The 14192-nt window shown below is 72.3% G+C and carries 13 protein-coding genes and 1 riboswitch; of the genes, 11 read left to right on the top strand and 2 right to left on the bottom strand.

Translation table 11 applies throughout. The annotated features are described in order from the left end of the window. The first annotated feature begins 2 nt into the window (after positions 1-2). From shc to ABZX67_RS05740, 7 genes are read left to right on the top strand one after another with little or no spacing between them, the layout of a single operon-like run. Positions 3-2018, top strand: a complete 2016-nt coding sequence (shc, locus tag ABZX67_RS05770) for a squalene--hopene cyclase (protein ID WP_355355075.1) — start codon at positions 3-5, stop codon at positions 2016-2018. Further along, positions 2018-2698, top strand: a complete 681-nt coding sequence (locus tag ABZX67_RS05765) for a 1-hydroxy-2-methyl-2-butenyl 4-diphosphate reductase (protein WP_355355072.1) — start codon at positions 2018-2020, stop codon at positions 2696-2698. The genes shc and ABZX67_RS05765 overlap by 1 nt, the downstream gene beginning before the upstream one ends. A gap of 5 nt (positions 2699-2703) precedes the next feature. Then, positions 2704-3726 (top strand): adenosyl-hopene transferase HpnH, encoded by a 1023-nt coding sequence (gene hpnH / locus ABZX67_RS05760; protein WP_355355069.1) that lies wholly within the window; start codon positions 2704-2706, stop codon positions 3724-3726. Between the two features lie 60 nt (positions 3727-3786). Next, positions 3787-5673, top strand: a complete 1887-nt coding sequence (dxs, locus tag ABZX67_RS05755; protein WP_355355066.1) for a 1-deoxy-D-xylulose-5-phosphate synthase — start codon at positions 3787-3789, stop codon at positions 5671-5673. Then, positions 5670-7055, top strand: a complete 1386-nt coding sequence (locus tag ABZX67_RS05750; protein ID WP_355355063.1) for an aspartate aminotransferase family protein — start codon at positions 5670-5672, stop codon at positions 7053-7055. Before dxs ends, ABZX67_RS05750 begins: the two co-directional genes overlap by 4 nt. A gap of 60 nt (positions 7056-7115) precedes the next feature. Beyond that, the gene (locus ABZX67_RS05745; protein WP_355355060.1) at positions 7116-7730 is read left to right on the top strand and encodes a helix-turn-helix domain-containing protein; all 615 of its coding nucleotides are present in this window, start codon (positions 7116-7118) and stop codon (positions 7728-7730) included. Positions 7731-7752: 22 nt separating this feature from the next. Next, the gene (locus tag ABZX67_RS05740; protein WP_355355057.1) at positions 7753-7869 is read left to right on the top strand and encodes a DUF6126 family protein; all 117 of its coding nucleotides are present in this window, start codon (positions 7753-7755) and stop codon (positions 7867-7869) included. Between the two features lie 24 nt (positions 7870-7893). Here ABZX67_RS05740 and ABZX67_RS05735 read toward each other — a convergent pair whose 3' ends face one another. Continuing rightward, positions 7894-8706 (bottom strand): tyrosine-protein phosphatase, encoded by an 813-nt coding sequence (locus tag ABZX67_RS05735; RefSeq protein ID WP_355355054.1) that lies wholly within the window; start codon positions 8704-8706, stop codon positions 7894-7896. A 446-nt stretch (positions 8707-9152) separates the two neighbouring features. Then, positions 9153-9310: riboswitch (cyclic di-AMP (ydaO/yuaA leader) on the top strand. Positions 9311-9314: 4 nt separating this feature from the next. On the opposite strand from ABZX67_RS05735, the gene ABZX67_RS05730 reads away from it, so the two are divergent. The 3 genes from ABZX67_RS05730 to ABZX67_RS05720 all read left to right on the top strand — a co-directional run bounded on the left by ABZX67_RS05730 (position 9315) and on the right by ABZX67_RS05720 (position 12464). Continuing rightward, a complete protein-coding gene (locus tag ABZX67_RS05730; protein ID WP_355355051.1) occupies positions 9315-10220 on the top strand; it encodes a LysM peptidoglycan-binding domain-containing M23 family metallopeptidase in 906 nt (301 codons plus the stop codon). A gap of 171 nt (positions 10221-10391) precedes the next feature. Next, a complete protein-coding gene (locus tag ABZX67_RS05725) occupies positions 10392-11186 on the top strand; it encodes an SGNH/GDSL hydrolase family protein (protein ID WP_355355048.1) in 795 nt (264 codons plus the stop codon). A 72-nt stretch (positions 11187-11258) separates the two neighbouring features. After that, entirely contained in the window at positions 11259-12464 is a 1206-nt protein-coding gene (locus ABZX67_RS05720; RefSeq protein WP_355355045.1) for an MBL fold metallo-hydrolase, read from the top strand. Positions 12465-12508: 44 nt separating this feature from the next. Here ABZX67_RS05720 and ABZX67_RS05715 read toward each other — a convergent pair whose 3' ends face one another. Further along, the gene (locus tag ABZX67_RS05715; RefSeq protein WP_355355042.1) at positions 12509-13435 is read right to left on the bottom strand and encodes a TIGR03620 family F420-dependent LLM class oxidoreductase; all 927 of its coding nucleotides are present in this window, start codon (positions 13433-13435) and stop codon (positions 12509-12511) included. A 109-nt stretch (positions 13436-13544) separates the two neighbouring features. Between ABZX67_RS05715 and ABZX67_RS05710 the strand changes: the two genes are divergently transcribed. After that, on the top strand, positions 13545-14162 hold the full coding sequence (locus tag ABZX67_RS05710; protein WP_355355039.1) for a helix-turn-helix domain-containing protein: 618 nt from the start codon (positions 13545-13547) through the stop codon (positions 14160-14162). Positions 14163-14192 lie beyond the last annotated feature (30 nt).

The following is a 14192-nucleotide window of genomic DNA, read 5'->3' as shown; positions in this document are numbered from 1 at the left end:
CCATGACAGCGACGACCGACGGAAGCACCGGGGCCCTCGGCCCCCGGGCAGCCTCGGCCACCACGACCACCACTCCTCCGACCCCCACGACCACCACCACTACCGCGGCGGGCGACGTACGCGAAGCCGCCGCCCGGGCCGCCGAACGCTCCATCGCCCACCTCCTCGCACAGCAGGACGCCGAGGGCTGGTGGAAGGGCGACCTGGAGACCAACGTCACCATGGACGCCGAGGACCTCCTGCTCCGGCAGTTCCTCGGGATCCAGGACGAGGCCGTCACCCGCGCCGCCGCCCGGTACATCCGCGGCGAGCAGCGCGAGGACGGCACCTGGGCCACCTTCTGGGGCGGACCCGGCGAACTCTCCGCCACCGTCGAGGCGTACGTCGCGCTCCGGCTCGCGGGCGACCCGCCCGACGCCCCGCACATGGCCCGCGCCGCCGCCTGGATCCGCGAGCAGGGCGGCATCGCCGCGAGCCGCGTCTTCACCCGCATCTGGCTGGCGCTCTTCGGCTGGTGGCGCTGGGAGGACCTGCCCGAACTACCGCCCGAGCTGATCTACCTGCCGCCGTGGTTCCCGCTCAACATCTACGACTTCGGCCAGTGGGCCCGGCAGACGATCGTGCCCCTCACCATCGTCTCCGCCAAGCGCCCCGTCCGCCCCGCGCCCTTCGCGCTGGACGAGCTGCACACCGACCCGCGCCGCCCCAACCCGCCGAGGCCGCTCGCCCCCGCCGCGAGCTGGGAGGGCTTCTTCCAGCGGCTGGACAAGGCCCTGCACGCGTACCACCGGATCGCGCCGCGCCGGCTGCGCAAGGCCGCGATGAACGCCGCCGCCCGCTGGATCGTCGAGCGGCAGGAGAACGACGGCTGCTGGGGCGGCATCCAGCCGCCGGCGGTCTACTCGCTCATCGCGCTGCGCCTGCTCGGCTACGACCTGGGCCACCCGGTGATGCGCGCGGGCCTGGAGTCCCTGGACCGGTTCGCCGTCTGGCGCGAGGACGGCGCCCGCATGATCGAGGCGTGCCAGTCACCCGTCTGGGACACCTGCCTGGCCACCATCGCGCTCGCCGACGCGGGCCTGCGCCCGGACCACCCGGCGCTGGTCAAGGCGGCCGACTGGATGCTCGGCGAGCAGATCGTAAAGCCCGGGGACTGGGCGGTCCGCAGGCCCGGGCTCACCCCGGGCGGCTGGGCGTTCGAGTTCCACAACGACACCTACCCCGACATCGACGACACCGCCGAGGTGATCCTCGCGCTGCGCCGCGTCAAGCACCCCGACCCGGAGCGGCTCGACGCGGCCGTCGAGCGCGGCGCCCGCTGGACGCTCGGCATGCAGTGCGCCGACGGGGCCTGGGCCGCCTTCGACGCCGACAACACGAGCCCCTTCCCGAACCGGCTGCCGTTCTGCGACTTCGGCGAGGTCATCGACCCGCCGTCCGCCGACGTCACCGCGCACGTGGTGGAGATGCTCGCGCACGAGGGCAAGGCCCAGCACCCCCGTACGCGCCGGGGCGTCGAGTGGCTGCTCGCCGAACAGGAGGCGAGCGGCGCCTGGTTCGGGCGCTGGGGCGTCAACTACGTGTACGGCACCGGGTCCGTGGTGCCCGCGCTGACCGCGGCCGGCCTGCCCGGCTCCCACCCGGCGATCCGCCGCGCCGTCGCCTGGCTGGAGTCCGTCCAGAACGACGACGGCGGCTGGGGCGAGGACCTGCGCTCCTACCGGGAGGAGGAGTGGATCGGCCACGGCGCCTCCACCGCCTCGCAGACCGCCTGGGCGCTGATGGCGCTCCTCGCGGCGGGGGAGCGGGACTCCCCGGCGGTGGAGCGCGGCATCCGCTGGCTGGCCGCGACCCAGCGCGAGGACGGCTCCTGGGACGAGCCGCACTTCACCGGCACCGGCTTCCCGTGGGACTTCTCCATCAACTACCACTTGTACCGGCAGGTCTTCCCGCTCACCGCGCTCGGCCGGTACGTCCACGGCGAGCCCTCCTTCGGCCGTTCCGGCAAGGAGGGCTGATGGCAGACGCACCGGAGCCGCCCGGTTCCGATCCCGACGCGAACCTCGTCGCGCCGCCGCTGCTGATCGCCTGCGCGCTCGGCATCGAGCGCCTCGCGCTGCGCGGCCGGCAGCGCCACGGAGCCGCGCCCGGCCCGGTGACCGTGCTGCGTACGGGCATGGGGCCGGCGAGCGCAGAGCGGGCGGTGACCCGGGCGCTCGCCGGGGAGCCGCTGCGGGGCGCCGCGGTCGTGGCCTCCGGGTTCTGCGCGGGCCTGGCCCCGGGGATGCACCCGGGGGACCTCGTCGTGGCCGACGAGACCTGGGGGCCCGGCGGCCGGGCCGGCTGCACCGGCACGGAGCTGCTGGTCAAGGCGCTGACCGGCGCGGTGCCCGGGCGCCGCACGGTCCACACCGGCCCGCTGACGGGCTCGGACCACGTCGTACGCGGCCAGGAGCGGTCCGAACTGCGCGCCACCGGCGCCATCGCGGTGGACATGGAGTCCGCCGCCACCCTCGGGGCCGCCCTGAGCGCCGGGCCACGCCCGGTTGCGGCCGTCCGAGTGGTCGTGGATGCTCCTGAGCACGAACTCGTCCGGATCGGCACGGTGCGCGGGGGAATATCTGCATTCCGCGTTCTTCGTGCTGTATTGCCCGCTTTCTATGAATGGCACCGTTCTTTGCTGCTCCCCAGGAGGTGAGCCAGATGGCCATGCCGCTTCGCCAAACCATCCGGGTCGGGACCTATCTTTTCCAGCAGAAGCTCCGCAAGCGCGACAAGTTCCCCCTCATCGTCGAGCTCGAGCCGCTCTACGCGTGCAACCTGAAGTGCGAGGGCTGCGGGAAGATCCAGCACCCGGCCGGGGTCCTGAAGCAGCGCATGCCGGTCGCCCAGGCGGTCGGGGCCGTCCTGGAGTCCGGAGCGCCGATGGTCTCCATCGCGGGCGGCGAGCCGCTGATGCACCCGCAGATCCACGAAATCGTCCGGCAATTGGTGGCCCGCCGGAAATACGTGTTCCTCTGCACCAACGCCCTGCTGCTGCGCAAGAAGATCGAGGACTTCCGGCCCTCGCCGTATTTCGCCTTCGCCGTGCACATCGACGGACTGCGCGAACGCCACGACGAATCCGTGGCCAAGGAGGGCGTGTTCGACGAGGCGGTGGCGGCCATCAAGGAAGCCAAACGACGCGGTTTCCGAGTCACCACCAATTCCACCTTCTTCAATACCGACACCCCGCAGACCGTCATCGAGGTGCTGAACTTCCTCAACGACGACCTCGGCGTCGACGAGATGATGATCTCGCCCGCGTACGCCTACGAGAAGGCGCCCGACCAGGAGCACTTCCTCGGCGTCGAGCAGACCCGCGAGCTGTTCCGGAAGGCCTTCGCGGGCGGCAACCGGCGGCGCTGGCGGCTGAACCACTCGCCGCTCTTCCTGGACTTCCTGGAAGGCAAGGCCGACTTCCCCTGCACCGCCTGGGCGATCCCGAACTACTCGCTCTTCGGCTGGCAGCGGCCCTGCTACCTGATGGCCGACGGCTACGTCCCGACGTACCGCCAGCTCATCGAGGAGACCGACTGGGACTCGTACGGCCGCGGCAAGGACCCGCGCTGCGCCAACTGCATGGCGCACTGCGGCTACGAGCCGACCGCCGTCCTCGCCACCATGAGCTCGCTGAAGGAGTCCCTGCGCGCGACCCGGGAGGCGGTCTCCGGAGGCCGGGGGTGAGCCCCTCGGGAGACTCCGCCGCCACCGCCGGCTGAACCGATCAGAGAGGGGGTCCGAAGCGTGACGTTGCTGGAGAACATCCGGGGGCCGCGCGACCTCAAGGCACTGGACCGTACACGGCTCGGCGAACTCGCCGAGGAGATCAGGCAGTTCCTCATCCAGGCGGTGGCCAGGACCGGCGGGCACCTCGGGCCCAACCTGGGCGTCGTGGAGCTCACCATCGCCCTCCACCGGGTCTTCGACTCGCCCGTGGACCGCGTCCTGTGGGACACCGGCCACCAGTCCTACGTCCACAAGCTCCTCACCGGCCGTCAGGACTTCTCCAAGCTGCGCGGCAAGGGCGGCCTGTCCGGCTACCCGTCCCGCGCCGAGTCCGAGCACGACGTCATCGAGAACAGCCACGCCTCCACCGTCCTCGGCTGGGCCGACGGCCTCGCCAAGGCCAACGAGCTGCGGGGGAGGGACGACCACGTCGTCGCCGTCATCGGCGACGGCGCGCTCACCGGCGGCATGGCCTGGGAAGCGCTCAACAACATCGCCGCCGCCAAGGACCGCCCCCTCATCATCGTCGTCAACGACAACGAGCGCTCCTACGCCCCGACCATCGGTGGCCTCTCCACCCACCTCGCCACCCTGCGCACCACCGACGGCTACGAACGCTTCCTCGCCTGGGGCAAGGACGTCCTGCGCAGCACGCCCGTCATCGGGCAGCCGCTGTACGGGTCGCTGCACGGCGCCAAGAAGGGCTTCAAGGACTTCATCGCCCCGCAGGGCCTGTTCGAGGACCTCGGCCTGAAGTACGTCGGCCCGATCGACGGCCACGACATCGAGGCCGTCGAGTCGGCGCTGCGCCGCGCCAAGCGCTTCCACGGGCCCGTCCTGGTGCACTGCCTGACCGAGAAGGGACGCGGCTACCCGCTCGCGCTGGAGGACGAGGCCGACCGCTTCCACGCGGTGGGCGCCATGGACCCGCTGACCGCCGAGCCGCTCGGCCCCGCCGGCGGCCCCTCCTGGACGTCGGTCTTCGGCGAGGAGATGGCGGCGATCGGGGCCGAGCGGCCCGACGTCGTGGCCCTCACGGCGGCGATGCTCAAGCCGGTGGGCCTGGCGCCGTTCGCCGAACGGTTCCCCGACCGGGTGTGGGACGTGGGCATCGCCGAGCAGCACGCCGCCGTCTGCGCCGCCGGGCTCGCCACGGCCGGTCTCCACCCGGTGGTCGCCGTGTACGCGACCTTCCTCAACCGGGCCTTCGACCAGGTCCTGATGGACGTCGCCCTGCACCGGTGCGGCGTCACCTTCGTCCTGGACCGGGCGGGCGTCACCGGCACCGACGGCGCCTCGCACAACGGCGTGTGGGACCTGTCGGTCCTCCAGGTCGTGCCGGGCCTCAGGATCGCCGCCCCGCGCGACGCCGACCAGCTGCGGGCGCAGCTGCGCGAGGCGGTCGACGTGCGGGACGCGCCGACCGTGGTGCGCTTCCCGAAGGAGGCGGCGGGCCCGCCGCTGCCCGCCGTCGGGCGCGTCGGCTCCATGGACGTCCTGCACCGGCCCGACCACGGCGAAGCGGACGTGCTGCTGGTGGCCGTCGGCGCCATGGCGCCCGTCTGCCTCCGGGTCGCCGGGCTGCTGGACGAGCGCGGCCTGCCCTGCACCGTCGTCGACCCGCGCTGGGTCAAGCCGGTCGACGAGCAGCTCGCGCCGCTGGCCGCCGCGCACCGCCTCGTCGCCGTCGTCGAGGACGGCAGCCGCGCCGGAGGCGTCGGGAGCGCGGTCGGGCAGGCGCTGCGCGACGCGGGGACCGACGTACCGCTGCGCACCTTCGGCATCCCGGACCAGTTCCTGCCGCACGCCAAGCGCGGAGAGGTGCTGGCCGACATCGGGCTCACCCCCGTCGAGATCGCCGGACGGATCAGCGCCGCGCTGGGACGCAAGGAGAACGAGGCATGAGCAAGAAATTCGACCTGGCGGCGCTGCTCGCCGACCGCGGCGCCGAGCGCTACGACCTGCACGCCCGGCACCTCAACCACCAGCTGCCCCGCATGCTCCACACCATCGGCTTCGACAAGGTCTACGAGCGGGCCGAAGGCGCGTACTTCTGGGACGCCGACGGCAACGACTACCTCGACATGCTCGCCGGATTCGGCGTGATGGGCCTCGGCCGCCACCACCCCGTCGTCCGCAAGGCCCTGCACGACGTCCTCGACGCCGAGCTGCCCGACCTCACCCGCTTCGACTGCGCCCCGCTGCCCGGGCTACTGGCCGAGAAGCTGCTGTCGTACTCGCCGCACCTGGACCGCGCGTTCTTCTCCAACAGCGGTACGGAGGCGGTGGAGACCGCTCTCAAGTTCGCCCGCTACGCGACCGGCAGACCCCGCGTCGTCTACTGCGCGCACGCCTTCCACGGCCTGACCACCGGCTCCCTCTCCGTCAACGGCGAGGAGTGCTTCCGGGACGGCTTCGCACCGCTGCTGCCCGACACCCCGATCGCGCTCGGCGACCTGGACGCGCTGGAGCGGGAGCTGAAGCGGGGCGACGTGGCCGCCCTCATCGTCGAGCCCGTCCAGGGCAAGGGCGTGCACGAGGCGCCGCCCGGCTTCCTGCGCGCCGCCCAGGAGCTCCTGCACCGGCACAAGGCGCTGCTGATCGCCGACGAGGTGCAGACCGGCCTCGGCCGGACCGGCGACTTCTACGCGTACCAGCACGAGGACGGCGTCGAGCCGGACCTGCTGTGCGTGGCCAAGTCGCTGTCCGGCGGCTACGTGCCGGTGGGCGCCACCCTCGGCAAGGACTGGATCTTCAAGAAGGTCTACTCGTCGATGGACCGGGTGGTCGTCCACTCGGCCAGCTTCGGATCGAACGCCCAGGCCATGGCAGCCGGCCTCGCCGTCCTCTCCGTACTGGAGAACGAGGAGGTCGTGGCCAACGCCCGGCTCACCGGCGAGCTGCTGAAGACCCGCCTCGCGGCGCTCGTCGACCGCTACGAGCTGCTGCACGACGTACGCGGCCGGGGCCTGATGATCGGCCTGGAGTTCGGCCGCCCGTCCTCGCTGGGCCTGCGCAGCCGCTGGACGATGCTCCAGGCGGCCCGCAAGGGACTGTTCGCCCAGATGGTCGTCGTCCCGCTGCTCCAGCGCCACCGGATCCTCACGCAGGTCTCCGGGGACCGCCTGGAGGTCATCAAGCTGATCCCGCCGCTGATCATCGGAGAGCGGGAGGTGGACCGGTTCGTGGCCGCCTTCACGGCCGTCATGGACGAGGCCCACGCGGGCGGGGGCCTGATGTGGGACTTCGGCAAGACGCTGATGAAGCAGGCGGTCGCCAACCGCTGATCTTTTTGCCTCAGAGGCAAGAAAATTGCCTCGGAGGTCCGTTCCTGGCGCAATGGGGGCATGACCGCTCCCACCGGCCCACCGGAACCGGAAGCGCTGCCGGACGTCGCACCCCGGCTGCGCGAGCTGCGCCGCCGCCGCGGCCTCACGCTCGAGTCCGCGGCCCGGCGCGCCGGCCTGTCACCCGCGCACCTCTCCCGCCTGGAGACCGGACGGCGCCAGCCGTCGCTGCCCATGCTCCTGGGCCTCGCCCGTGTCTACGGTACGACGGTGTCCGAGCTCCTCGGCGAGGTCCCGCCGGAGCGCGAGCCGATCGTCCGCGCCGGGCGCGCCGAGCCCGTGGAGGCGGACGGCTGGACGTACCACCAGGCCGGCGGCGCGGGGCGCGCCCTGCAGGCGCTGCGGGTGGAGGTGCCGTACGCCGCGGGCCAGAGCGATCTCGTACGCGTCCACCCGGGCGAGGAGTGGCTTTACGTCCTCGCCGGCCGGGTGCGGCTCGTGCTCGGCGACGTGGTCCACGTCCTGGACCCCGGCGACAGCGCGCATTTCGACTCGCTCACCCCGCACCGCATCGCCGCGGCCGGGCGCCGCGGGGCCGAGCTGCTCTTCGTCCACACACTCCTGCAGAGCGCCGCGGCCGACCTGTGCCTCGGCGGCCCCGGCACCCACCGCTGACGTCCCCGAGAGGGAGGACCCCATGTCCTACGAAGTGAAGTTCCCGCGCGGGCTCGTCGTCCGGCTCTTCGCCTACCTGGTGGCCGGCCACCTCTTCGCGGCGTTCCTGTACCTGCTCTTCGCGCTGGGCGCCGGCTGACGAGCCCGACCCGGGCCCCGGGTCTCAGCCCGCGTCGAGGAGCCGCTCGCGCAGCCGCTCCCGCGTCTCGGGCGTCAGCTTCAGGCCCTCCGAGAGGTACCGGTCGGTCGTGCCCCAGGTCTCCTCGATGGTCGCGAAGGCCGCCGCCAGGTACTCCAGGCGCGCGTCGAAGAGCGGGCTGAGCAGCTCCATCACCTCGGGCGACATACCGGCCGGGGAGCTGTCGCTGCGGTGCACCTTGTAGCGGCGGTGCGGGTCGTTGGACTTGAGGTAGTCCGCCTCGATGGCCTCCCGCTCGACGCCGACCGCCAGCAGCGTCACCGCGATCGACAGCCCCGCCCGGTCCTTGCCCGCCGCGCAGTGCATGAGCGCCGGGACGCTGTCCTCGGCGAGGGCGTGCAGCACCCGGCTGTGCTCCGCCGTGCGCTCCTTGATGATCGTGCGGTACGACTCCGACATCCGTGCCGCCGCCTGGCCGTCCGCGAGGATCTGGCGCAGCTGGTCGAGGTCGCCGTCGCGGACCATCCGCCAGAACTCGACGCCGTCGGCCGGGTCGGTGAGCGGGATGTTCACGTTCCGTACGCCGGGGAGCTCGATGTCGGGGCCTTCGAGCTTCTGGTCGGCGGCGTTGCGGAAGTCGAAGATCGTGTGCAGCCCGAGGGAGCCCAGGAACGCCGCGTCCTCCCCGGTGGCGTGCGCCAGGTGGCCGCTGCGGTAGAGCCGCCCGTGCCGGATGCGCAGCCCGTCCACCGTCGGCAGCCCGCCCACATCCCGGAAATTGCGCACACCGGACAGTTCGGGCTCGCTCGACGGGGCCTGCGGCACCTGCTGCGTCACGGGGACTCCTCCGCGTCTGACGTCGGCGCCGGCCGCCGACGATGTCGCGATCCGACGATACGACATTGGGTTCCCGGGGCAATCATCCGCACGGGTGCTCGATCCGTCCGCCTGTCCGCCCTCGGTGCGCCTGCGACGGCTCGTCGAGGTATGACGCTTCTGTCCGTATTGGGGTGTTCGGCATAACGTGCCCCGATAGAACGGGACATGGGCCTCGGCGCGTGAGCAGCGTCATAAAAGTGACCGTCCGTGGCCGGGCCTCTTCCGCAATTCCCCTGCGCTCACCGGGAATTCATGATCCGTAATCCACGGAGGGTGACCGGTAATCCGCGACGGCGCGGTGCAAAGGAATGCACTCGGGAAAGCGGCGGCTTGTTCGAGCCGACCCGACTGTCCTACGGTCACCGCAATCCGGCCGGACCGCCGAATCCTGCCGCCGGCCCGGAATTCAGCACCCACCCACGTGTGGCAGGAGCGGGGGACCCAGGTAAGTCCGCCGATCCCGGAATTCCGGGACCGGCTCGGGGTTAAGTCGCGTCACCACGCGGCCGGGCATCTCCAGCCCGAACCCGACAGCTCACCTCGCAGGCGCCGGAGAGGAATTCGCCATGCCCGCCAAGGGTAAGCACCGCCGTCCCAAGTCCAGCACGCTCACGCGTGGTTTCATCGCCGCCGGTACCGGTGGCGCGGCCATCGCCCTTCCGCTGCTCGGCGCCACCGGTGCGCACGCCGCGGAGCAGAGCGCCGCGCCGGCGACCGCTCCGCAGCAGGTGGTCGCCGCCGCGCAGACCGCCCAGGCCGCCGCCAAGCCCGCGCCCCGTACGTACACCGTGGTCGCCGGTGACTACCTCGCCAAGATCGCCCACAACAAGAACGTCAAGGGCGGCTGGCAGAAGCTGTACAAGGACAACCGCGAGGTCATCGGTGAGGACCCGTCGCTGATCCTCCCGGGCATGGAGCTCACCCTCGGCGCCAAGGCCGCCCCGGCCAAGGCCAAGCCGAAGGCGGACGAGGACCGCGGCGAGGCCCGCGCCTCCCGCTCCGCCGCCAAGGCCGAGGCCCCGGCGGCCAAGGCCGCCCCGGCGCAGTCCGCCCCGAAGAGCACCGGCTCCGGCTTCACGGCCCCGGTCGACTCCTCGATCACCACCCCGTACCGCGCCTCCGGCTCCATGTGGTCCTCCGGCTACCACACCGGTGTCGACTTCGCGGCCTCCTCCGGCACCAGCGTCAAGGCCGTCGGCCCCGGCACCGTGGTCTCGGCCGGCTGGAGCGGCTCGTACGGCAACGAGGTCGTCATCAAGCACACCGACGGCACGTACTCGCAGTACGCCCACCTCTCCCAGCTCTCCGTCTCCTCCGGCCAGAGCGTCAGCGGCGGCCAGCAGATCGGCCTCTCCGGGTCCACCGGCAACTCCACCGGCCCGCACCTGCACTTCGAGATCCGCACCAGCCCCAGCTACGGCTCGGACATCGACCCGCTGGCGTACCTGCGCCAGCACGGCGTCTCCATCTGACGCACCGTCGACGCGCCGTCGGCCACCCGCCCTGCCCGGTACCGCGCTCCACGGTGCCGGGCAGCGGCGTATTCCGGCTTGGACGAATCTTGACCGGTGGCATATCTCACGCTACGTCAACCCCTCCTTACGGTCGCGTAGGTCACAGGGAAGGAGGCAGGATGTGCTCCCGTGGCAGACGATTCGACCTTCAGAGACAGTGACGTATTCGGGTCGTACGTGGCGATCGGTGACAGCTTCACCGAGGGCGTCGGAGACCCCGGACCCGACGGCACGTTCGTCGGCTGGGCCGACCGCCTGGCGGTGCTCCTCGCCGACCGGCTGCCCGAGCCCGACGACTTCCGGTACGCGAACCTCGCCGTACGCGGACGGCTCCTCGACCAGATCGTCGAGGAACAGCTCCCGCGGGCGAAAGAGCTCGCCCCCGACCTGGTGACCTTCTGCGCGGGCGGCAACGACATCATCCGGCCCGGCAGCGACCCCGACGACGTCGCCGAACGCTTCGAGCGGGCCGTCGCCGACCTGACGTCGGTGGTCGGCACCGTGCTGGTGACGACCGGCTTCGACACCCGCGGCGTGCCGGTGCTGCGCCACCTGCGCGGCAAGATCGCCACGTACAACGGCCATGTGCGCGCCGTCGCCGACCGCTACGGCTGCCCCGTGCTGGACCTCTGGTCCCTCAAGACCGTCCAGGACAGACGGGCTTGGGACGCGGACCGGCTCCACCTGTCCGCCGAGGGCCACACCCGCGTCGCCCTCCGCGCCGGCCAGGTCCTGGGCGTGGAGGTCCCCGCCGACCCGGACCAGCCGTGGCCGCCCCTGCCGCCGCGCGGCCCGCTGGAAGTGCGCCGCGACGACATCCAGTGGGCGCGCGAGTACCTGGTGCCGTGGATCGGCCGCCGCCTGCGCGGCGAGTCCTCCGGCGACCACGTCTCGGCCAAGCGCCCGGACCTGCTTCCGTTGTAGGGTCCCGGACCCGCGCCCCGGGCTGTCACACCCTCCGCCCATAATGGGAGGACCAAGCCCCCTGGAGGTGCTGTGACCGGCTCCGACTCCACGCCCACGCGACCGTCGTGGTCCCGGCTGCGCACGCTGCGGCCCGCCGCCTTCGGCGCGGACCCGACGGGGGAGCGGATGGAGCGCATCCGCCGCTCGCCGCACTTCGCGGACGGGGTGTTCCAGAACCCCGTGGGCGCCCGGCACAGACCCTCCGGCTCGGCGGTCGAGTTCGCGAAGACGTACTTCGAGAAGGAGGGGCGCAGACGCCGCTCGCCGGCGGCGGCCGTCCCCGTGCACCCCACCACGGTCGCCGACCTCGCCCGGCCCCCGGCGTCCGGACTGCGTCTGACGTGGCTCGGGCACTCCAGCGTGCTCGCCGAGATCGACGGAGTCCGCGTCCTCTTCGACCCGGTGTGGGGCGAGCGGTGCTCGCCGTTCCCCTTCGCCGGGCCCCGGCGGCTGCACCCGGTACCGCTGCCCCTGGCCGCGCTCGGCCCGGTGGACGTGGTCGTCATCTCCCACGACCACTACGACCACCTCGACCTGCCGACCATCCGCGCCCTCGCCACCACGGACACCCTCTTCGCCGTCCCGCTCGGCGTCGGCGCCCACCTGGAGCACTGGGGCGTGCCGGCGTCCCGCCTGCGCGAGCTCGACTGGCACGAGTCCACCGAGGTCGGCGGCGTACGGCTGACCGCCACCCCGGCCCGCCACTTCTGCGGGCGCGGCCTGCGCAACCAGCAGCACACGCTCTGGGCGTCCTGGGTGGTCGCCGGACCGGACCACCGCGTCTACCACAGCGGCGACACCGGCTACTTCCCGGGCTTCCGGGACATCGGCGCCGAACACGGCCCGTTCGACGCCACCATGATCCAGATAGGCGCGTACAGCGAGTTCTGGCCGGACATCCACATGACCCCCGCCGAGGGCGTACGGGCCCATCTGGACCTCCAGGGCGGAGACGCGGCGGGCGTACTGCTCCCGATCCACTGGGGCACCTTCAACCTGGCGCCGCACCCGTGGGCCGAGCCGGGGGAGTGGACCAAGGACGCGGCCGAGGAGGCCGGTCAGGCGGCGGCGTTTCCCCGCCCCGGCGAGCCGTTCGAGCCCACGGGGAAGGCGCCCGAGGAGCCGTGGTGGCGGGCGGTGTCCAGTCCGATCGCGCACCCGTGGCGGCGACCGCGCGGGGAGGAGAGTGCGGCCGAGACGACCAGGGGTGATCTCGACCTCGCCGCTGAGCGGTGAGCGGTGACGTCGGTCGCGGACGAGCCTGGGGGCGCTGAGCCTCGTCACCCCCTGCGGCGGGGTACGAGAGCGGGGGCGAGTTCGCGCCATTCTTGCCGCGGCAGCGTGGCCGGAGCGGCGGTCAGTACCTGCACGCAGACGTGGCTGGCTCCCGCTTGGAGGTGCTGCTGAACGCGCCGGCGGATCGCCTCCGTGTCGCCGTAGGCGACGATCGCATCCACCAGTCTGCGACTCGGGCCGCCGCCGATGTCCTCGTCTCCGAAGCCGAGCCGGCGTACGTTCGCCTCCTGGTGCGGCGCCGCTGCCAGGTATCCGGCGACATGCGCTGTGGCCACCTCCCGGGCCCGGCCGAGGTCACGGTCGAGCACGACGGCCTGCTCGACGCCGAGAAACGCATCCGGCCCCATGATCCGGCGCGCCTGTGCGGTGTGCTCGACGGGCACGAAATACGTGTGCGCGCCCCAGGTGCGTTCGGCGGCCAGCTTCAGCATCTTCGGGCCCAGAGCGGCCAGGAGGCGGCGCGGGGCCGGCTCCGGTATCGGGCTGTGGGCGGGTGACGCGTCCATGGCTTCCAGGTAGGTACGCATCGTGGTCACCGCCCTGCTGCGGGTCGGCACCGAGTAGCCGTCCACCTGGTGCACGGTGTCGTCGACGCGGTGTCCGCCCAGGCCGAGCACGTAGCGTCCGGGGAACGCCTCGCCGAGCGTGCGCGCCGCGGCAGCGGTGGTGTTCGGTTCCCGGAAGGCGATGTTGGCGATGCCGGATGCGACGGTGATGTGACGGGTCGCCGACAGCAGCAGCCATGCCTGGCCCACCGTGTCGCGGCCGAAGGCCTCTCCGTACCAGAGGGCTCCGTAGCCCAACTCCTCGAGTTCCGCGGCCGATTCCCGCACGCGTCCGGCGGGCTGCTCGTCGTAGGCGAAGGTCCAGATCCCCACCCGGTCAAGCGCTGCCGATGGGCCGTCCGTCATGGATCCTCCTCGGTGAGGCGTTCCGGAGAGGCTCTCCGGTTGAGGTCCGTTACGATACGGAGAACTTCTCCGCTTGGCTATCCCCAAAGGCACCGGAAGGGCGGGACGGATGACGACCGAACGCGGCCATGCCGCTCGCACGTCGAAGCGCACGGACGCGCTCCTCAACCGGGAACGCCTGGTGGCCGCCGCGCACGACGTGTTCACCGAAGCCGGTCCCGAAGCGTCCCTCAACGAGATCGCCCGCAGGGCCGGCGTGGGCCCGGGGACCCTGTACCGCCACTTCCCGAACCGCCAGGCCCTGCTGACCGCGGTCCTCAGAGACCGGATCCAGGCCCTGTGCGAGCAAGCGGAGAAACTGCGCACCTCGGACTCCGCCGACGACGCCCTGGCCCAATGGCTGGGTGCGTTCCTGGCCCATGCCCGTGCCAACCACGGCATGGGCAGCGCACTGATGGTCAACGAGCCCGGCGCGCCGGGCCTGGACTGCCATCGGCTGATCCTGGACGCGGCGGCCGGTCTGCTCACCCGGGCGCAGCGTCACGGGACCGCTCGTGCCGACCTGACCGCCGGTGACCTGGTCCAACTCATCACCGGGATCGCACTGTCCACGGCCCGCGACGAAGACGCCGGACCGGCCCGACGGATGCTGGCCCTCGTGCTCGACGCCGTGCACGCCGTACCGCCGAGGCCGTCATCCGCTGCGAGGAAGTCCGATCGGCGATAGGCACCCCCTCGGCGCCGCCCCCGGCTTCCG

Origin of the sequence: Streptomyces sp. NPDC003036 (genome assembly GCF_040611175.1) — a bacterium.
Taxonomy (GTDB): domain Bacteria; phylum Actinomycetota; class Actinomycetes; order Streptomycetales; family Streptomycetaceae; genus Streptomyces.
The sequence above is the reverse complement of the archived record's forward strand: the minus strand, read 5'-3'. Positions and strand labels throughout refer to the sequence as shown.